The 18967-nt window shown below is 55.5% G+C and carries 19 protein-coding genes, 1 tRNA gene and 1 riboswitch; of the genes, 12 read left to right on the plus strand and 8 right to left on the minus strand.

Annotation, left to right across the window (positions count from 1 at the left end; translation table 11 throughout):
• Nucleotides 1-203 precede the first annotated feature (203 nt).
• From ACTCIA_RS10765 to ACTCIA_RS10780, 4 genes are all read right to left on the minus strand, one after another.
• Complete coding sequence (locus tag ACTCIA_RS10765; RefSeq protein WP_463001820.1) at nucleotides 204-1196, minus strand: zinc-dependent alcohol dehydrogenase; 993 nt, start codon at nucleotides 1194-1196, stop codon at nucleotides 204-206.
• A gap of 45 nt (nucleotides 1197-1241) precedes the next feature.
• Nucleotides 1242-2354 (minus strand): anthranilate phosphoribosyltransferase, encoded by a 1113-nt coding sequence (gene trpD / locus ACTCIA_RS10770; protein ID WP_463001821.1) that lies wholly within the window; start codon nucleotides 2352-2354, stop codon nucleotides 1242-1244.
• Nucleotides 2355-2402: 48 nt separating this feature from the next.
• Nucleotides 2403-2625, minus strand: a riboswitch (cobalamin riboswitch).
• Nucleotides 2626-2791: 166 nt separating this feature from the next.
• Entirely contained in the window at nucleotides 2792-3826 is a 1035-nt protein-coding gene (locus tag ACTCIA_RS10775; protein WP_463001822.1) for a DUF933 domain-containing protein, read from the minus strand.
• A complete protein-coding gene (locus ACTCIA_RS10780; RefSeq protein ID WP_463001823.1) occupies nucleotides 3823-4647 on the minus strand; it encodes a TatD family hydrolase in 825 nt (274 codons plus the stop codon). Before ACTCIA_RS10780 ends, ACTCIA_RS10775 begins: the two co-directional genes overlap by 4 nt.
• Nucleotides 4648-4910: 263 nt before the next feature.
• Between ACTCIA_RS10780 and ACTCIA_RS10785 the strand changes: the two genes are divergently transcribed.
• Nucleotides 4911-5483: a nicotinamidase gene (locus ACTCIA_RS10785; RefSeq protein ID WP_463001824.1), complete on the plus strand. Its 573-nt coding sequence runs from the start codon at nucleotides 4911-4913 to the stop codon at nucleotides 5481-5483.
• Here the strand turns inward: ACTCIA_RS10785 and thiD are convergent.
• The 4 genes from thiD to panB form a co-directional block, all read right to left on the minus strand.
• The gene (gene thiD, locus ACTCIA_RS10790; RefSeq protein WP_463001825.1) at nucleotides 5471-6322 is read right to left on the minus strand and encodes a bifunctional hydroxymethylpyrimidine kinase/phosphomethylpyrimidine kinase; all 852 of its coding nucleotides are present in this window, start codon (nucleotides 6320-6322) and stop codon (nucleotides 5471-5473) included. The genes ACTCIA_RS10785 and thiD overlap by 13 nt on opposite strands.
• A 176-nt stretch (nucleotides 6323-6498) precedes the next feature.
• Nucleotides 6499-8145, minus strand: coding sequence for a glutamate synthase-related protein (locus ACTCIA_RS10795; protein WP_463001826.1), 1647 nt, complete (start codon nucleotides 8143-8145; stop codon nucleotides 6499-6501).
• 233 nt (nucleotides 8146-8378) lie between these two features.
• Nucleotides 8379-9089, minus strand: coding sequence for a GAF domain-containing protein (locus ACTCIA_RS10800; protein ID WP_463001827.1), 711 nt, complete (start codon nucleotides 9087-9089; stop codon nucleotides 8379-8381).
• 24 nt (nucleotides 9090-9113) lie between these two features.
• Complete coding sequence (gene panB / locus ACTCIA_RS10805) at nucleotides 9114-9902, minus strand: 3-methyl-2-oxobutanoate hydroxymethyltransferase (RefSeq protein ID WP_463001828.1); 789 nt, start codon at nucleotides 9900-9902, stop codon at nucleotides 9114-9116.
• A gap of 313 nt (nucleotides 9903-10215) precedes the next feature.
• Here panB and hisS point away from each other — a divergent pair, with 313 nt between their 5' ends.
• From hisS to ACTCIA_RS10860, 11 genes are all read left to right on the plus strand, one after another.
• Nucleotides 10216-11400: a histidine--tRNA ligase gene (hisS, locus tag ACTCIA_RS10810; protein ID WP_463001829.1), complete on the plus strand. Its 1185-nt coding sequence runs from the start codon at nucleotides 10216-10218 to the stop codon at nucleotides 11398-11400.
• 50 nt (nucleotides 11401-11450) lie between these two features.
• Nucleotides 11451-13235, plus strand: coding sequence for an aspartate--tRNA ligase (gene aspS / locus ACTCIA_RS10815; RefSeq protein ID WP_463001830.1), 1785 nt, complete (start codon nucleotides 11451-11453; stop codon nucleotides 13233-13235).
• A gap of 74 nt (nucleotides 13236-13309) precedes the next feature.
• A tRNA-Asn gene (locus ACTCIA_RS10820) sits at nucleotides 13310-13385 on the plus strand.
• Between the two features lie 388 nt (nucleotides 13386-13773).
• Nucleotides 13774-14010 (plus strand): helix-turn-helix domain-containing protein, encoded by a 237-nt coding sequence (locus tag ACTCIA_RS10825; protein ID WP_463001831.1) that lies wholly within the window; start codon nucleotides 13774-13776, stop codon nucleotides 14008-14010.
• A gap of 46 nt (nucleotides 14011-14056) precedes the next feature.
• The gene (locus ACTCIA_RS10830; RefSeq protein WP_463001832.1) at nucleotides 14057-14659 is read left to right on the plus strand and encodes a type I restriction enzyme HsdR N-terminal domain-containing protein; all 603 of its coding nucleotides are present in this window, start codon (nucleotides 14057-14059) and stop codon (nucleotides 14657-14659) included.
• Nucleotides 14659-15297 (plus strand): type II toxin-antitoxin system toxin DNA ADP-ribosyl transferase DarT, encoded by a 639-nt coding sequence (gene darT / locus ACTCIA_RS10835; protein WP_463001833.1) that lies wholly within the window; start codon nucleotides 14659-14661, stop codon nucleotides 15295-15297. The genes ACTCIA_RS10830 and darT overlap by 1 nt, the downstream gene beginning before the upstream one ends.
• Nucleotides 15298-15315: 18 nt before the next feature.
• Nucleotides 15316-16353: a type II toxin-antitoxin system antitoxin DNA ADP-ribosyl glycohydrolase DarG gene (gene darG, locus ACTCIA_RS10840; protein WP_463001834.1), complete on the plus strand. Its 1038-nt coding sequence runs from the start codon at nucleotides 15316-15318 to the stop codon at nucleotides 16351-16353.
• A gap of 22 nt (nucleotides 16354-16375) precedes the next feature.
• The gene (locus ACTCIA_RS10845) at nucleotides 16376-16558 is read left to right on the plus strand and encodes a DNA modification system-associated small protein (RefSeq protein WP_463001835.1); all 183 of its coding nucleotides are present in this window, start codon (nucleotides 16376-16378) and stop codon (nucleotides 16556-16558) included.
• Nucleotides 16559-16563: 5 nt separating this feature from the next.
• The gene (locus tag ACTCIA_RS10850; protein ID WP_463001836.1) at nucleotides 16564-17436 is read left to right on the plus strand and encodes an AAA family ATPase; all 873 of its coding nucleotides are present in this window, start codon (nucleotides 16564-16566) and stop codon (nucleotides 17434-17436) included.
• 3 nt (nucleotides 17437-17439) lie between these two features.
• Nucleotides 17440-18483: a DndE family protein gene (locus tag ACTCIA_RS10855; protein WP_463001837.1), complete on the plus strand. Its 1044-nt coding sequence runs from the start codon at nucleotides 17440-17442 to the stop codon at nucleotides 18481-18483.
• Entirely contained in the window at nucleotides 18477-18965 is a 489-nt protein-coding gene (locus tag ACTCIA_RS10860) for a hypothetical protein (protein ID WP_463001838.1), read from the plus strand. Before ACTCIA_RS10855 ends, ACTCIA_RS10860 begins: the two co-directional genes overlap by 7 nt.
• Nucleotides 18966-18967 lie beyond the last annotated feature (2 nt).

An 18967-nucleotide genomic window follows, 5' to 3' on the forward strand; every position in this document is an offset into this window, starting at 1 on the left:
TTTCTCTGTGATGCAAAAAAACGACAAGCAAAACATTGCGAAAGGAAGAAGCCGGCCTCCCCATCATTGGGGGCTCTTATTGGTCACCGTGAATTGCTGCTATTGCAGTTTTCTTTTATTCTAAAAGTTTCCTGGGATACCTATTGTCCATCCCAAAATCTCTGATTTGGGATGGACAATAGGTAAAAATTCAGCTGATCATTTTAGCCGGGGATTTCTCCGTCCAGTGAGCCGGTAAAATCCAGTATATACTTAAATCCCTTTCCGGCCAGCACTTCCGGCAAGAGATCGGGGGCGTTTTCCGGGGCAGCAATGCCCTGGATCAATGTTGCCGGAATCCGTTGATGGGTATCCAGAAAGTCCACGGCGCGCTGCATATCCGCAGGTGCCAATCCGTAGCTGCCTGATATTGTAATTTCATGGTAGTGGATCAGGTCAATCAGGTCGGTGTCAATGGCCCCGTTTTTTGTCAGGCCGCTGAAAAAGACAAAATTTCCGCCTTTTCGCAGTTTTTTCAATCCATCGGCAAAGGCCCCGGTATCCGGGCAGGCATTGATGACAGCATCAAAGCCGTTTTTGCTGGTATGGGTCGTGCAAGTTATTCCGGTGGATCTGAGAAAGGGGCCTGCGGCCTGGATTTTTTCCTTGTTTTTTTCAATGACCATGGGATTGCCGCCGGCCGCCTGAATGAAGAGGCCGGCCAAAAGCCCCATGGTGCCGCCGCCGTAAATCAAAAAGCGCGGGTTTTTCTTTACAGGGAAGTTTGCCAGGGCATGGAAAATACAACCCATTGGCTCGGCAAAACAGGAAATGGCCGGATCCAGAGTTTCGGCAACGGAAATCAGGCTTTCTGCAGGGGCGATTATTTCGTCGGCAAAACCGCCGTCCCTGTGAAATCCCAGAATTTGTAACCGCTCACAACGGTTTTCCCGTCCTGCCCGGCAGTGCGCACATGCGCCGCAGCTCACACCCGGCCATATGACGTAACGTTTTCCCCGGGTGTCGGCAACCGCCATTTCATGGCCGGGCACCCGGGGCAGGATCAGATCCCGGTGCCCCTGGTCCCACATCTTTGCATCGGTCCGGCATATGGCGCAGTAGAGCACCCGAAGGCGCACCCCGTCCTTGCCGGTTTTTTCCGGTTTGTTGTTGTTTTGGATTTCCAGGCATCTGCGGCCGGTCAAAACCATCCTCATAAGGCCTCCTCTGCGGCAATCATCCCATTGTTTGCAGGGCTGTGGCTATTGAATCCATTTCTCCAGGGTTTGCAGTCCTGTCTCCGGGTCCCGGTTCTGGGCGGCAACCCAGGCCCGCAAGGTGTCAAATGTCTCGGCGCTTTCCATGGCATTGGCGGCGATTTCCAGGCCGTGATCAACGTCTGCAACCATGTCCGCGGCATAGAAAATCAATGCGGCATTGAGCATGATGGCTTCTTTCCGGAGACTGTTTTCCTTGTTGCACATAAGGCGGACAAAGCGGCGGGCCTCTGTGTCCATGTTGCCTGAAGGCGCCAGGTCCCCGGGATCGCCTTTGCCCAGTCCGTATGCCCGGGGATGAAGCGTAAAGGTTTCAATGTCCCCGGATTCAAAAAGCCTTGCACAAAAGGTGGGGCCGATTACAGAGGCTTCATCCATTCCGGCCCGCTCAGAAGCTGCGCCATCTGCCACCCCGTGGACAACAACGGCTTTTTGGTAGCCGATGGCTTTCATGGCGCGAATGACCGGCAGGATCATTTCCCGGTCATACACGCCCCGCAAACCCACTGTGGGCATGGCCGGATTGGCCAGTGATGCGGCAATATTCAGGGTGGAGCCAAAGTGAATCCGGGACAGAATCCGGCCCAGGGCCCCGGGATGAACAGTGGCACTCATCCCGTTGAAAAGGCCGATACCTGCGGTTTCAATGCTTTTGGCCACCATTTCGGCCGGGCATTCAACATCCACGCCAAGGGCCTCGGCCATATCCACAGTTCCGCAGCTTGAGGTAATGGATCGGGAGCCGTGCCGGGCCATGCAAACACCTCGTGCGGCTGCAACCAGGGCTGCTGCAGTGCTGATGTTAAAGGTCTTGAAGGTGTCCATGCCGGTGCCGCTGTTTTCAACAGGCAGCAGGCGGGGGCTGAGGGGGATTTTGACCGTGTCCAGGTGATAGATGGCATCCCAGGCGCCGGCGATTTCCGCCTCGGTTTCGCCTTTTGTCCTAAGGGCCGCAAGAAAAGCCCCCTGCTGCATTTGGGTGGTGGAATTGTTTAAAACAGTGGCAAAAGCCTGGGCGGCTTCTTTGCGGGCAAGGTTTTGACGGCGGGTCAGCCGGGAAATAAGGGCGCCGAACGCATGATGGATTTCTGCTGTCACAAAACACCTCCTGATAAAAATTATCAGAAGAATTTTGTCCAGCAAAAATTCTTGACTTCCGTCAGGGCAGGCTTTCCGGCTTACGGATCTTCCTTGAACCGCGCCTTCCCCCCAGGCAAAGACTTCCTGAAAGTGGCCTTATGCGGTTGTTGTCCCCGGATCACGGCAACGGCTGGTATGCGATGGACTTGCACCATCTTTCCTTTTACCCGGAAGCCGCCCGCCAAACCTTCTGCAGGTGTCTCCCGGCACCCTGACAGGTATACTGTTTTTTAATGCATGCACGGATTTGTTGTCAACAGCGTTTTTTCGTCATCAGGGCGTAAAAAAAGCGGGTATCACAATCAGTGTTGCACAGCGCGAACCAGACGGTGTTATTCTCATAGTGCCTGTGGCATTCCAGCATCGGTGCTTCTGCCGTGATGGTTTAAATGGTTTTACACATTGAACCGGAAATTGATGATATCCCCGTCAGCCACTTCATAGGTTTTGCCTTCAAGGCGCAGGGTGGCGTTTTTTTTGGCTGCTGCCATGGAGCCGGCGGCCATCAGATCCTCGTAGGAGACCACTTCCGCGCGGATAAAGCCTTTCTGGATATCTGAGTGGATCGCCCCGGCGGCTTCCAGTGCCGGGGTGCCCCGGCCGATGGTCCAGGCGCGCACCTCGTCTTCGCCCACGGTAAAAAAGGAGATCAGGCCCAGGATCTCATATGATGCCCGGATCACACGGTCTGTTGCCGGGGCCGCGATGTTGAACTCCTCGAGCAGTTCCGCGGCCTCCTGCTTTGACATCTGGGCCAGTTCATGTTCGAGCTTGCCCCGGATGACCCGGCAGGTCTCTTTTTGCGGGATTTGGCCCGCAGTCGGAAGGGCCTCGTCTTCGTCCGCGTTGTTAAAAAGCACCAAAGCGGGTTTGGCCGACATGAGCCCGTAGCCGCGCAAAAGCCTGGATTGGCCGATTTCCGGCATGTGCCGCAGGGGCGTTTCCTGCTCCAGGGCCTTTTTGCACTGCTCCAGCAGGGCCTGCTCCTCCTTGTCCACGGGCCGGCCCTTTTTGGCATCCAGGGCCATGCGTTCCAGGCGTTTTTCCACCACGCTGAGATCCGTTTGCATGAGCTCCTGGTCCAGAAGCAAAAAGTCGTTTTCCGGGTCCGGGGCTTCCATGCCGTATGCGGCAAAGTTTCGCACCACGTGGATCAGCGCATCAGTGTCGCGCACCGCGCGCATCAGGGCGCTGTCTTCGCTGCCGGCTTTTTTCTGTTCGCCTTTTCCGGGCAGCAGATATTCCACTTGGGCGTAGATGGTTTTTTGGGGCCGGTACATCTCACTTAAGATGTCAATGCGCTCGTCTGGCACGTGGATGGTTCCGATTCGGGTTTCAGTGCGGGCGCCGGTGGCGGCAAAATCCCGGGCCAGGGCTTCAAAAACCGTTGTTTTTCCGGAGCCGGCAAGGCCGATGATTCCGATTTTCATTGCAGGTTTTCCTTTTTGACGGATTGAATTGCCGGGCCTGCATCATTGATGTCAAACAACCGGCAGGTGTTGTCCCACAAGCTTCGGGCCAAGTCCCGGGCATCGGTGTTTCTCACCTCTGCCAGTTTTGTCAGCACCCGTTTGACAAAGGCCGGTTCATTGCGCCGGGTCTGGTTTTTTTCCGGTGCCGGGGTCAGGTAAGGGGCATCGGTTTCAATCAGCAGGCGGTCTTCCGGAATTGTCTCCGCCATTTGCCGCAGGGCCGCACCCCTTTTGGAGATGGTGAGAATCCCGGTGATACCGATGTAAAAGCCCATGTCCAGGTACTGGTGAAGTTCTTCTGAAGTGCCGGAAAAGCAGTGTACCACCCCCTGGATGCCTTTGGGCGCCCGGGTATGGATGAGTTCGGCAAACCGGCCCTGGCTGTCGCGTTCATGAAAGATCAGGGGCAGGTCCAGTTCGCCTGCCGCCTCCATCTGACGCACAAACCATTTTTCCTGGATATCTGCGGGCGAATACATCCGGTTAAAATCCAGGCCGGTCTCGCCCCAGGCCTTTACCTTTGGATTCCGGGCCATTTCTTTTAAGGCAGCCAGGGTTTTTTCGCTGCATGAGGCCGCGTCATGGGGGTGGATGCCCACAGATGCATAGCAGCCCTGATACGCTTCTGCAATTTCTATGGCCTGTTTGCAGGTTTTTTCGGTGATCCCGACGATCATCATTTTCCGGACCCCGGCTGCAGCAGCGTTTTCAATGACTGCGCCGCGGTCTTTGTCATAGGCCCTGTCGTTTAAATGGCAGTGGCTGTCAAAAATATTCAATGGTTTTTCCTTGAAATCATCGCTGGTTTGCATGAAATGATAAAGAAAAGGTATGTATCACCTGAAGCCGGGTCAATCAAGGAAATGATGGCGCCGTAAAATCCAATATCTGTGTTACGGGCAATTTCTCAGAATTTCACGTACGGATAAGTACGCTGCATTAAACTGGCATAATCGCCAACCAATAAAAAAATAACTTTCTGATTTTACTTAACACTTAATCACTTAAAACTTAACACTGCCTGAAACAAGGGAGGAAACGCATGACCCAGCCCAATGAAGTGCTCAAGCCCGGAGATGCCCTGCTGATTGTGGACGTGCAGAACGATTTCTGCCCCGGAGGGGCCCTGCCCATCGAGGAGGGCGACAAGGTTGTTTCCGTGATCAATCCCTGGATTGAAGCGGCCCGGGAAAAGGGCGTACCGGTGTATGCCTCCCGGGACTGGCACCCGGTGGGGCATGTGAGTTTTTCGGAGCAGGGCGGGGACTGGCCGCCCCATTGCGTGCAGGACACGCCCGGGGCCGCGTTTCACAAAGACCTGAACTTGCCGGCCAACACCATGGTGATCACCAAGGGCGTGCGCTTTGACCATGATCAGAATTCAGCCTTTGACCAGACCGGTCTTGCCGAGGAATTCCGCCGCTCCGGCATTCACCGGGTTTTTGTGGCCGGCCTTGCCTTGGATGTCTGTGTGCAGGCAACGGTAATCGATGCCCTGGCCCAGGGCTTTGAAACCCTGGTGCTGCTTTCCGCCACCCGGCCGGTGACCGAAGAAGGCGGCCGGATTGCCGTGGAAAACATGAAAAAGGCCGGGGCCGTGATTTACGACCAGTGATGGCCCCGCCCTGTATATGCCATTTTGTGGTGCAGCAGGGGGCCGTGTCCGCCGCCGATGGCGTGGTCAGCTGAGATGGAAATGAGATTGGCCGTCAGGTCCACGGCAGAGAAAAACGCCTGTTCAGGCCCCTTGCCCTGGGCCAGAAATGCCGCAAAAGCCGAGGAAAACGTGCACCCCGTGCCATGAGTGTTGCGGGTGTGGATATGGGGGTGCGCTGCGGTGACCGCCCGGACCGCCTTGTTTCCCCGGAAGATGAACCAGTCTGTGACCGTGCCTTCCCCCTCCTTTGCCTGCTGTGAATGCCCGCCTTTTAAAACCGCGCCGCAAAGATCAGGGTATTGGTTTAAAAGTTGCCGGCCCGCGGCCTCCATGTCCGTGACAGGGCCGTGGCAAAGGATTTCGAGTTCCGCCAGGTTGGGGGTGATAAAATCTGAAGCCGGAATCATCTGTGTCATCAGAGACTCCACGGCGGCATCGTCAATGAGCTGATGCCCGCTGGTGGAAACCATCACCGGGTCGCAGACAACGGTGAGATCCTTTACCCGGCCGGCGATGATTTCGCATATCTCCCTGTTGGGCAGCATGCCCAGCTTGACTGCATGGATATGGATATCAGCCAGAACGCTTTGGATCTGCCGGTCAACAAATTCCGTGGGCACGGCCATGGCCCCGTCCACGCCCCGGGTGTTCTGGGCGGTCAGGGCCGTGATCACAGCCGCCCCGTAAACCCCGGCGGCCATAAAGGTTTTCAAGTCCGCCTGTATTCCGGCCCCGCCCGAGGGGTCGGAACCGGCAATGGAAAGCACTGTGGGAATTTTTGCTGCATTTTCGGACATGGTTGCCTGCCTGTTGGCGTTTGGTGCAAAACAACTGCCTGTGATCTATAGCGCAGATTTTCGGAATTGTCCATTTTCGGGCCGGCAAAAAAAGCAAAAACCCGCAGCAGCGGCTCTCTGCACGCCGTGCTGCGGGTTTTTTTGAAGCCGGGCCTTATAAACAGGCTCTGGCGGCTTTAGCTGTTGAGGATTTTTTTGGCGGTTTCGTCATTGGCGTCGCAGACAAACGGGATGCCGGTGATCTCCGCGGTTTCACGGTTGCCGGAAAAAAGATCTTCCCGGGCCACCTCGGGCATGGAAAATTTCCGCGCGCCGGCCATGAGCTGCTGCAGGCCGCAGGTCAGCTTATCGGCCAGGGTCCAGAATCCGATGGCCCCGTAGGGGATGTTTTTCATCTCGTCCTTGCCCACCCGGGCTTCCACGTCATAATAGCTGGCAAAAATTTCCTCCGGGGTGGCCCCGAGCTGGCTGACGGTTTTGGGCAGCTTGTCCCAGTTTCCGCTGACCTTTTCCCGGCGGTCCGGATGAATGGCCCCTTCAATGTTGGCGCCCAGAAATCCCGGGATCATGATGGCCCGGCCCATGCACACCAGTTTGGTGTACGGGGCGCCCAGGGCCATGGCCTTGAAGATGTGGTCTTCCAGGGCAAACCCGCCGGCAAAGGAAAGATCCACAACATCCTCGCCCTTTGCGGCCAGCATGCTGTTGTATTCATGGGCCTTGGAATGCAGGTGCAGGGAGGGCACGCCCCAGCTCTGCATCATGTTCCAGGGACTCATTCCCGTGCCGCCGCCCGAACCGTCAATGGTGAGCAGGTCCAGTTTTGCGTCCGTGGCAAACTTGATGGCCATGGCCAGTTCCTCCATCCCGTAGGAACCGGTTTTGAGTGAAATGCGCTTAAATCCCAGACTTCGCAAATATTCCACGCTCTTCATGAACTCTTCGCGAACCAGATCCACCCGGCCCAGGTTGGTGGCGCCCAGCCGGCTGTGGCGGGCAAACGAAGTGATGGAGCCGTGGTTGAAGGCTTCCTGCACAGAGGGTTTTTCCGGGTCCGGGTCCACCACGTAGCCGCGTTTTTTCAAAAATATGGCATAATCTAGGCTGGTGACCTGGATTTCACCGCCGATGTCCTTGGCGCCCTGGCCCCACTTGAGTTCCAGGATGCACTTGTTGCCGTATTTTTCTGCAATGTATTCGGCAACACCGTTTCGGGTGTCTTCCACGTTCATCTGAACAATGATGGCGCCGTAGCCGTCATTGTAGCGCAGGTAGGAATCAATGCGGCGGTCCAGCTCCGGGGCTTTGGTGATCCGGCCGTTGGCCATTTCCGATTCCCGGTCCACGCCCACCACGTTTTCGCCGATGACCACGGGTATGCCCACCAGGGATGCGCCGATGGCAAAAGAATCCCAGTATTTGGCCGCCACAAAGGTCGAACCCAGCGCGCCGGTCATCAGGGGAACGCGGGCCTTGGTCTTGATTTCCTTGCCAAATTCGGTCTCCAGGCTCACATTGGGGAAAATGCAGTCATCCGGGTCCGTGGACAGGCCCTGGGACAGGCCGTGGGAGCCGTAGGCATAGCCCTGAATCCGCAGGGAATTGTAGGATGCGCCCACGTGGGTGGTGTTGTTGGCCCCGGCGGTGACAATGCCGAAACTTCGGGGATAGAGCAGTTTGCGGCCCACCAGGCTGGACATGAAGGTTTCGCATTTGCCCTGGCAGTCGGCCCGGCACAGGGTGCACAAACCGGATTCTGCAGGATTGCCCCGGTTGGCGGTGCCCAGTACATCATTGTTTTTGGAAAAACGCAGTTCAGACATGATTTTCCTCCTTGGTGCAAATTTTTCGGAATTAAATTATTGTTAATTATTTCAATGTATTATATTTATGCGAATTTGGACAAAAAAAGCGCCTCTACGCCGTTGTGCAATAGAGACGCCTTTGTCTGTAAAATAATCAGTAAAACCTGCACGCCTTTGTGCAAGTTAACAAATATTTATTAGTTCAAGGAGAGGTTTTTGTCAAGGTTTTTGTTAAATGCTTTGCATGTATATCAGTAAAGTTCTTCTGAAAGCAGGATGGCCTCTGCGATGCTGCGCATGGATTTTCGCGAATCCATGCTTTTTTTCTGCAAGCGGCGATAGGCCTCGTCGGCATCAATGCGGCTTCGCTGCATCATGGCGTCCTTGGCCCGCTCCACGAGCTTGCGTGTTTCCAGCTCTTCCTGGATCACCTTGGTCTTGATCACCAGCTCTGAGTTGTAAATGGCCACAGCCGCCTGGTTGGCCACGGTGGTGATCAGGTTGACCTCCACGTCGGTGAAGTCATGGGGCTCTGAGGTAAAGCAGTTGAGCACACCGATGACCCGCTCATCATGGAGCAAAGGAACACTGGCCAGGGATTTGAGCCCCAGGCTCCGGGCCATGTCCTTTTCCTTGAACCTGGGCTCGGACAACACATCCTTGATGATCAAAGGGTGTTTTTCCGCGGCCACATAGCCCACCACGCCTTCGTTGATGTTTAAGACCCGGTCCTTGACATAGGCGGGCTCAATGGTCTGGGTGGCCTTCAGGCGCAGGCGGGGCCGGCTGTCGTTTTCTTCGATCAGCCACAAGGAACAGATCTGCACCCCGGTAACCTGGGCCGTGACCATGACAATAAGCTTTAAGATCTCCTCGAGATAGAGATCCGAGTTGATGGCATGGCTGATATCCATCAATGCCTTGATATACTTGTCCGTGCTCACAGCACCCTTGGAATCCATGATATCTGACGCAAAACAATAGGGTTAATAACAATGCTCTTCAGACGGAAAGTCGCCTGATGCAACTTCTTTAACATAGGCGCGCAGCCCGTCCATGGCGTTTTGCCGGAGCTGCGCGTATTGTTTGACAAACTTGGGCACATGGCCTCCGTTTAAGCCCAGCATATCGTGGATCACCAGGACCTGGCCGTCACAGTCCGGCCCGGCGCCGATACCGATGGTCGGAATGCTGATGCTTTTGGTGATGGCCGCTGAGATGTCTGCCGGAATGCCTTCAAGGACCACGGAAAAGGCCCCGGCTGATTCAACGCGCCGGGCGTCTTCCATTAGCCGTTCCCGGTCCCGTTGGACCCGGAACCCGCCCATCTGGTGCACCGACTGGGGGGTAAGCCCGATATGGGCCATGACCGGAATACCGGCTTGGGTCATGGCGGCAATGGTATCGGCCACCGATGCCCCGCCTTCGAGTTTGACCGCCGATGCGCCGGCTTCTTTTAAAAAACGGCCGGCATTGATCAGGGCCTCGGATCTGGCGCTCTGGTAGGACATAAACGGCATGTCGCCCACCACCATGGCCGTGCGCGCGCCTTTGGCCACAATACGGGTGTGATAAATCATTTCATCCATGGTCACCCCGAGGGTGGTGGCCTCGCCCTGGACCGCCATGCCCAGCGAATCGCCAACCAGCAGCACGTTTACGCCCGCTTCATCGGCCATCTGGGCAAACGGATGGTCATAGGCGGTCAGAACAGTGATCTTTTCTCCCTTTTTTTTCATGTCCAGGAGTTTTTTCGTGGTTATTGCGCTTGCCATGATCGGTCTCCTTTTCGGCCTTTGCAATGATTCGCCGGTTTTGGCCGGGCGCCGGAATTTTCCGGATATTGCCGGATATATAAATTTTCTTGTATATAGTCCGTGCCCGGGATGTCAAGTTCAACATATGGGTTGACAAGATTTTGTTATTTTTCGTATCTATATAAGATTATACAATTTGCGGCCTGCGGGCCATGTCATACTATCCTGCAATCATTATAATCATCACCGGCAGGGTCACAATAATTTCCATTCGGGACGGCAGGCCTTTTTTATAGCAGGCCTGACCGGTCCAGTTGATTTGCGGACGCTAATGATACAGCTTGTCAGGGGTTTTAAAGACATTCTGCCGCCGGAAACTTCGGTGTGGCAGTCCATTGAAGATACGGCCAGGCGGCATTTCGAAAATTTCGGTTTCCGGGAAATCCGGCCGCCCGTACTTGAACAGGCCGCGCTTTTTCAGCGAAGCATCGGAGAGCATACCGATATCGTGGAAAAGGAGATGTATACCTTTGCCGGCAGCCGCGACACCCTGCTGACCCTGCGGCCCGAGGCTACCGCATCAGTGGTGCGTGCCTATATCCAGCACAAGATTTATGCAGCCGATCCTGCGGCCCGCTTTTACACCATCGGCCCCATGTTTCGAAAAGAGCGGCCACAGAAAGGCCGTTACCGGCAGTTTTACCAGATCAACGCCGAGGTCTTCGGGGTGGATTCCCCGTATATGGACGCCCAGCTCATTTACATGTGCATGACCTTTTTCCGGCGGCTTTCGGTTTCCGGTCTGCAGGTGCATTTAAATTCCCTGGGCTGCCCCGAATGCCGGCCCGCGTTTCGGGAAAAGCTTTCTGAAATGCTTGCCGGCCGGGCTGAGAATTTGTGTCCGGACTGCCTGCGCCGTCTGGAGAAAAACCCTTTGCGCGTGCTGGACTGCAAGGTGCCGGCCTGCAGGGAGGCGGTGGCCGATGCCCCGTCCATGCTCGATTTTCTCTGCGATGACTGCGGGCAGCATTTCCGGACCGTACAGGCGGCCCTGGCGGATATGGACATTGAGTTTCAGATCGATCCCCGCCTGGTGCGGGGGCTTGACTATTACACGCGAACCGCCTTTGAGATCCAGACCTCGGAACTCGGGGCCCAGAATGCGGTTGCCGGCGGCGGCCGCTATGACCAGCTTGTGGAAATGCTCGGGGGTCCGGCCCAGCCGGCCATCGGGTTTGCCATCGGCCTGGACCGTCTGGTGGAGCTGTTTGCCGCCAAGTTTCCGGCACCGGAAACAGGGCCGGAGGTGTTTTTTCTCCCCATGGGAGATGCCGCCCGGAAGCGGGCCGCCAAATGGTCAAGCCAGCTGGCCGACGCGGGCGTGCGCGTGGAGGCGGATTTTTCGGGCCGGAGCTTAAAGGCGCTTATGCGCCGGGCCGACCGCATGGGCGCGGCCCGGGTGCTGATTGTGGGCAGAATTTATATCCGAACATGTGGGCAGGTAGCGGAAAAATGATTTTCCGGCCGGTTTTGTTTGTAAAAAAACATCCATAAGGAGTCAGGGGATTGAACGATACATTGGGAGATATGCGGCGGAGCCATCACTGCAACGCCCTGGGCGCGGCGGATATCGGCGCGCAGGTGGTGCTGATGGGCTGGGTGCAGCGGCGCCGGGATCACGGCGGCGTGATATTTGTTGATTTGCGGGACCGGGAAGGCATCACCCAGGTGGTGTTCAATCCTGACCGGGATGCGGCGGTGCATGAAAAGGCCCATGCCATCCGCAGTGAATATGTGCTGGCCGTCCGGGGGGTGGTGGAAAAACGGCCCGAGGGGATGACCAACCCGGCTTTGGCAACCGGTGAAATCGAGGTCATGGTCTCGGAATTAAAAATTTTAAACCGGGCCCAGACACCGCCGTTTATGATTGAAGACCAGGTGGATGTCAATGAAAACACCCGGCTGGCCAGCCGCCACATTGATCTGCGCCGGCCGTCTTTGCAAAGCAACATCATGATGCGCCACAGGGCTGCGGCCGCCGCGCGCCGGTATTTAAACGATCAGGGATTTCTTGATATTGAAACCCCGTTTTTAACCCGCAGCACCCCTGAAGGCGCCCGGGACTACCTGGTGCCCTCCCGGCTGAATCCGGGTTCGTTTTACGCGCTTCCCCAGTCGCCCCAGCTTTTCAAGCAGCTTTTGATGATCTCGGGCTTTGACCGGTATTACCAGATCGTGCACTGCTTCAGAGACGAGGACCTGCGGGCCGACCGTCAGCCGGAATTCACCCAGATCGACATGGAGATGTCCTTTGTGGGCGAAGAAGACGTCATGGCCGTGGCTGAAGGGCTGATTTCCTCGGTTTTCCGGGAGGTGGGCCGGGCTGCGCCCAGCCCGCCGTTTGCCCGGATGACCTACCAGGAGGCAATGGATCGCTACGGACTGGACCGGCCCGATACCCGGTTTGGCCTGGAGCTTTGCGATATTTCCGATATCGTGGCTGAATCCGGGTTTAATTTGTTTTCCAATACAGTGAAAAAAGGCGGCATTGTCAAGGCGCTAAACGCCAAAGGCTGTGCCGGTTTCACGCGCAAGGAGATCGATGATTTCACCGATTTTGTGGCCGTGTACCGGGCCAGGGGACTGGCCTGGATCCGGGTGAAGGAAAACGAGTGGCAGTCGCCCATCACCAAGTTTTTCTCAGAGGAGGAAAAACAGGCCATGGCCGCGCGTCTGGACATGCAGCCCGGCGACCTGGTGTTTTTCGGTGCGGACCAGCCCGGCATTGTCAACGAGTCCCTGGGGCAGCTGCGCAATCACCTGGGCAAAAAACTGGGCCTGATTGATGAAAATACATACGCGTTTGTCTGGATCACCGACTTTCCCATGTTTGAATACGATGAAACCGAAAAGCGATACCAGGCCCTGCATCACCCCTTTACCGCCCCGGCGGAAAAAGATCTGGAAAAGCTGGCCTCCGATCCCGTGAACATGCGCTCAAGGGCTTATGACTTGGTGTTAAACGGCTCGGAAATCGGCGGCGGCAGCATCCGCATTCATCAAAAGGACGTGCAGGTCCGGGTCCTGGAGGCCCTGGGCATGGACCGGGCCGAATACGAGGAAAAATTCGGGTTTCTGCTCTCTGCCCTGGACTCCGGGGCGCCGCCCCACGGGGGCATTGCCTTTGGCTTTGACCGGCTGATGACCATACTTTGCAACACGTCTTCCATCCGGGAGGTGATCGCCTTTCCCAAGACCCAGAAAGGCGCCTGTCTGATGACCGCGGCCCCGGCTGCCGCGACCTCAGCCCAGCTCGGGGAACTGGGTCTGAAGATCCGGCGGGTGGAATAGTCCTGATGCTTGACATTTTTGCTTGACATTTTTATTGTCAGACCATAAATAGACATTCTTGATTCACACTTTGTTCCCCAGTAGCTCAGTTGGCAGAGCAGGTGGCTGTTAACCACCGCGTCCGTGGTTCGAGTCCGCGCTGGGGAGCCAAAATACGAATGCAACCCTTTTCCTAACCGGTTGCTTAACGAATAGAGCCCCGCATCAGTGATGTGGGGCTCCGTTGTTTTAAACGCATTAATTTCATAAAGTTACGCGATCTCCGACATTCCCGGCTGCATTCTCGATTCTCCGTTTTTCAGAATTCCTTGTTTAACAGGCCGGTTGCACTAAGGGTCGAAAAGCTCGGCCGGCAGTAGCCCAAAAATAGCCGAATATCCGTTCGGTAGCCGATCCATTCAGGAATTGGTCAAAAAAATACCCATGGTGGAATTGTTGCTTGACAGAAATTTTGTTTATCGTATGATTGATCATCTGATAGAGCGCGTGATATGAATTCTGTGAGATTAGGTTCCCCGGTTTTTTAAGGAGAGCGCCATTGAACGCCCAGACCGATATATCTGGACTGGTCCGTGAGCTGCGGGAGCGCACGGGCCTGACCCAGGAAAAGTTCGCCGCTATGCTCGGCGTGACCCTCCCCACCATCAATCGCTGGGAAAACGGCCGCGCCCGGCCGTCGCCCCTTGCCATGGAAAAAATTGAGGCGCTGCTGCGCAGTATGGGAGACCGGGGCAGCGATCTTCTCGTTGAACTTCTTGGCAATGAACCAGTGTAGCCTGGATGGGCTATGACATTGAAATTTGTGCTTCGGAGCAGACACAATGAGTATGAACACGACCAGGGAAATCATTGATCGAATCTTCAAAGAGCCGGGCATCAAATACGAACTCACCGAGTTTGAAACCCTGGGCAAGCCAATCCATGCAATTCTCGATATTCAGACCAAAACCGTGGACACCGGCCGGGATGCCGGCAAGACCAAGTACTTTCTGAAAAGCCAGGTTCCCTTTTCTTCGGGCAAGGAGGAGATTCAGGGCTATGTGGACGGCGGCAAGTCGGCGCCCGAGGAGATCGTTCGCCAGCTTTGGGTATACAAGCTAATCCATCAGTATGGGTATCAGCCTGATGAGATCGACCTGGAAAAGAGCGTCCAGTTCGGCACCGAGGTGGGCAACAAGGCAGCTGATATCATCGTATATACCGATGCCGACAAGGAAACGCCCAAGATCATTGTCGAGTGCAAGAAGCCCAAGCGCAAAGACGGCATCGAGCAGCTTAAAAGCTACAACAATATCCTTAACCAAGGAGAGTTAGCGGTAAACCGAGTTTTCAAGGAATACTTGACAACTGCCACTGACGGTAAAAATGGCTGCTGTAAATATTACCACATGATGGAAGCATTGGTTTTAGGGGAGAAACCATAATGGATACTCCCCGCCCGACACCCATCTATCGCCTCCTGCATATCGACAACCTTGAGGTGATCCTGGACTGCGGCGGGATGCATGCGCCCAACCACCCCCCTGAAGACGCATGCGATTATCGGGCAATTCACAATGTGGATATCCAGAAGATCCGCCGGCAGCGCCCCATTGCCTGCGGGCCGGGCGGTACGGTGCACGATTATGTGGCCTTTTATTTCGGTCCGCGATCACCCATGCTATTTCAGCTTCACACTGGCTGGGTTGAAAATTATAATGAAGGCCAGGAACCCTTGATCTATGCGGTTTCAACTGTCGAAACGATCACTCGGGCAGGGCTTGGTTTTGTTTTTTCCGACGGCCATGGCATTGCTGCCTTTACGCAATGGTTTGACGATCTCAAAGATCTGGATAAGGTCGATTGGGATATGGTCTATGCCGATTACTGGGCCGACACCGTGGATGACATGGACCGGCAGCGGCGCAAGCAGGCCGAATTTTTGGTGCATCGGTTCTGCCCGTGGGAAGTGGTCAACCGGATCGGCGTGTTGAATGAGACCACCAAGAAAGGGGTTGAGCGCGTCTTGAACCGAAAAAATGTTTCCATGCCGGTGGAAGTGCGCCGGCAATGGTACTACTAACCGGGAGGGTAAGAGAAAATGATTGAACCAACCCGCGGCAATATTTTTACAGACGATGCGGAAGCCTTGGTTAACACGGTCAATTGTGTCGGGGTAATGGGTAAGGGAATTGCTTTGCAGTTCAAGAAGGCGTTTCCAGAGAATTTTAAGGCCTACGAAGCTGCCTGCCGAAGGGAAGAGGTTAAACCTGGCCGCATGTTCGTGTTCGAAACCGGCCAGATGTTCAATCCTCGCTATATCATCAACTTCCCTACCAAGCGCCACTGGCGCGGCAAAAGCCGCTATGAGGATATTGAAAGCGGCCTCAAGGCCTTGGTGGGGGAAGTGCGGCAGCGCAAGATTCGGTCCATTGCCATTCCGCCACTGGGGTCAGGGTTGGGCGGCCTGCAGTGGGATCGGGTCAAAAGAATGATCGAAACGGCCTTTCAGAACCTGCCGGATGTTCATGTGAAGCTCTATGAGCCGAAAGGCAGCCCGGATGCCAGGGATATGCCAGTGGGCACCGCCAAACCGAAGATGACCGTGGCCCGGGCCTTGCTCATCAAGCTTATGAAACAGTATGCGCGATTCGCATACCGGTTGACGCTGCTGGAGATACAGAAGCTCGCCTATTTTTTACAGGAATCGGGCATGGATCTGAAGCTGCGGTATGTCAAGCACCTGTATGGCCCCTATGCCCATAACCTCAACAAGGTGCTGGAAATCCTCGAGGGGCACCATATTCGGGGTTATGGGGATACCCAGAAACCGGATGTGGAGATTACGCTGCTTCCGGATGCCGAAGAAGCCGCTGACCATTTCCTTCAGAAAAATCAAAGCGCCGCAGGGCACATCGAGCGGGTGGCGGATCTCGTGGATGGATTTGAGACGCCTTACGGCATGGAGCTGCTGGCTTCGGTTCATTGGGCGGCTGTTCATGACGGCGAAGTTTCGGATGCGGAAAGCGCCGTTGTTGCCATGGCCCGCTGGAATGACCGTAAACGGCGGTTGTTCCAGCCGGCGCATATCCGGCTGGCCTGGGAGAGGCTCCAGGCCGAGGGGTGGCTAAAAGCGTGACAAGCGAACGGGAGATAAAGCCATGAAGCTATCCGAAGAAGACCAGCGATTGCTCGATGAATTGTGCCGGCAAAACAATGTGAGCCTGGCCAAGGTGCGCAAACTGCTGGAAACGGTTTACGATTATGAGTTCAAGGAACGGCGAACCGGCGTTTATGACGCCTTACGAGAAATCTTGAAAAGTCGCCCGGCTGCTGAAGGATAATCGTCATGAAATTCCGTAAACTGATCATCGAGAACTACAAGTCCTTTCAGTTCGCCACGGAAATTCGTTTTCCTGTGGGCGAAGACGGCCGGAGTATCTTTTTGATCGGCGGCATTAACGGCGCTGGCAAGACCTCCATTATGGAGGCTGTCAATTATTGTCTTTACGGCGCCAAGGCGGATGAAATATTCCGCAGCATCAACCGCAGGGAAAAGACCCGGGGCAATGCATCGGTTTCTTTTGAGCTGGTGATGGAGATGAACGACCTTTCGGAGCTGGTGGTCAAGCGCTCCTGGAGCGCAGGGGTGGCCGACGATCCCAAACCCAGGGACCTGACGGAGGGGCTGGTGGTGGTGCGCGACGGCAAGCGGGTCTCGGTGCAGAACCAGGAGATTTGGCAGGATTTTATCCGCTCCGTGATCCCGCCGGGTATCACCCAGTTCTTCTTTTTCGATGGGGAGAAAATACAGGCCATCGCCGCGGACGACCACTCGGAGGTGCGGCTGAAATCCTCCTCGGAAGCCGCTCTGGGCATCCAGTACATCAACCGCTTGGCTTCCGACATTCTCTATATCAAGAACGAAGAACGGAAGGGGTTTGTGGAAATATCCGACGAAGACCTGGATTTCAAGCAAAGCGAATTGAAAAAAGAACCCAGCAAGCTAACTCGCCGGCAAACAGAGCGCGAGCGCGTGCAGCAGGAGCTGAAAGAATTCAAGCAGCAGCTCGAAGATGCCCGGCAACGCTTTACCGCCACCGAGATCGACAAGGACTACTACCGGACACTCAAAACCCGTCTGAGTGGGGCCGGGAGTCTGGTGTTTGACCAACAGCGGGAGCTGACGACATTTCAGGAAGGATGCTTCTGGGAGAATTAGACCATGGCCGACCGACTGTACACATCCAATGAGGCGGACGAGGTGCTCAGCGCCCTGAGATTTGAAACCAAGCTGGAAAAGGCGACCCTGGCCCGCATGGCTTTTGCCCTGTCCCTGGCCAAGGAAGGGACGGATGTGGCTCATAGCGCCAGTTTCACCGGCGCAAAGATGAAGCGCCCCACCTTTGTGGGCGAAGACGAAATCTTCATGCGGGCGCTGATCTGCCATGTCTACCGCAGACGCGATATTGATGAAGACGGATTTTTTTCCAACCGCTCCATCGTGAAAGACCATATCGACAGCGGGGCCGAACTGCTGGGCCGCCTGTATCAGGAATGCGGCCGGGATGCGGACAGTTTGCTAACGCACTTGGTGGACGAAGTGGAGTTCGGCGGGCGTAGGGAAACCGCCGGTCATGGACTGGATATTTTCATCGGCCGGACCCTGTTGCAGCAGCAAGAAATGATCATGGAACTCAACAATACCGCCAGGCATGCCAACTCGCACCTGGCCATCATGGGCAAACCAGGTACGGGGAAGACCCAGCTTGTATTGAAAATTCTGACCGATATGCGCCAGCAGTCCAACTATCAGACCAATTTCATCTATTTCGACTACAAGGGCGATGTGGTGGACAATGAACGATTTCTTGAAGCCGCCAAGGTCCATCCCTTCCGGCTGCTCCAGGGCGGAGAGAGCCTGCCTATCAATCCTTTTGTCTTGCCGGCCTATGATGGGCAGACCGTCAATGTGTCGGCCCCGGAAAAGGCCGAAAGCTTCGCCTCCATCAACAGCAAACTGGGGGTGGTCCAAAAGGGCGCGTTGACCGAGGCGATCCGTGCCGCCTATGCACAAAGGGCTGATTCGGCGGCTCCCTATCCGGATTTCCACGATGTGTATCGAATGGTGGCGGCCATGTATGAAGCAGACAACAAGAAAGACGACAGCCTTATCGAAGTGCTGCGGGACCTTTCGGATTTCGATCTGTTCTGGCGGCATGGAAGCGATATGGTCCCCTCGACCGGATTTCCAATCGAACATTGCTGATTGATGTGCACGCCATGCCGGTGTTGAAGGAATTAGTGGCTTACCTGGTGATCGAGCGGCTCTACAAGGAAATGGCGCTGTTGCCCGACAGCCCGGTCCGGGACGGGCGGCGCACCATTCGATCCATCCTGGTCATCGACGAGGCCCACAACTACCTGAGCCAGCGCAATATCTTTCTGCAGCGCATCATTCGTGAGGGGCGCTCCAAGGGCATCGTGGTGTTCTTTGCCAGCCAGTCCCCCAACGATTACCAGCAGAAGTTTTTCAATTTTCAGGAGTTACTGGAGTTTGCTTTCATCTTTCAATGCGAAGGGGTTTCGGCCGCATCGGTCCAGGATATCCTGGGTTGCAGCAACAAAACCGCCAAAGACCTGCAAACCGAAATCGCGCGCCTGGAACCCTGGCAGGTGGTGGCCCGCAGCCCGGAAAAGACAGAGGAATTTGTGAAATTTACGGCGGAGGCTTTTTATAGGAATTATTAAAA

The organism is Desulfosalsimonas sp. (genome assembly GCF_055149105.1).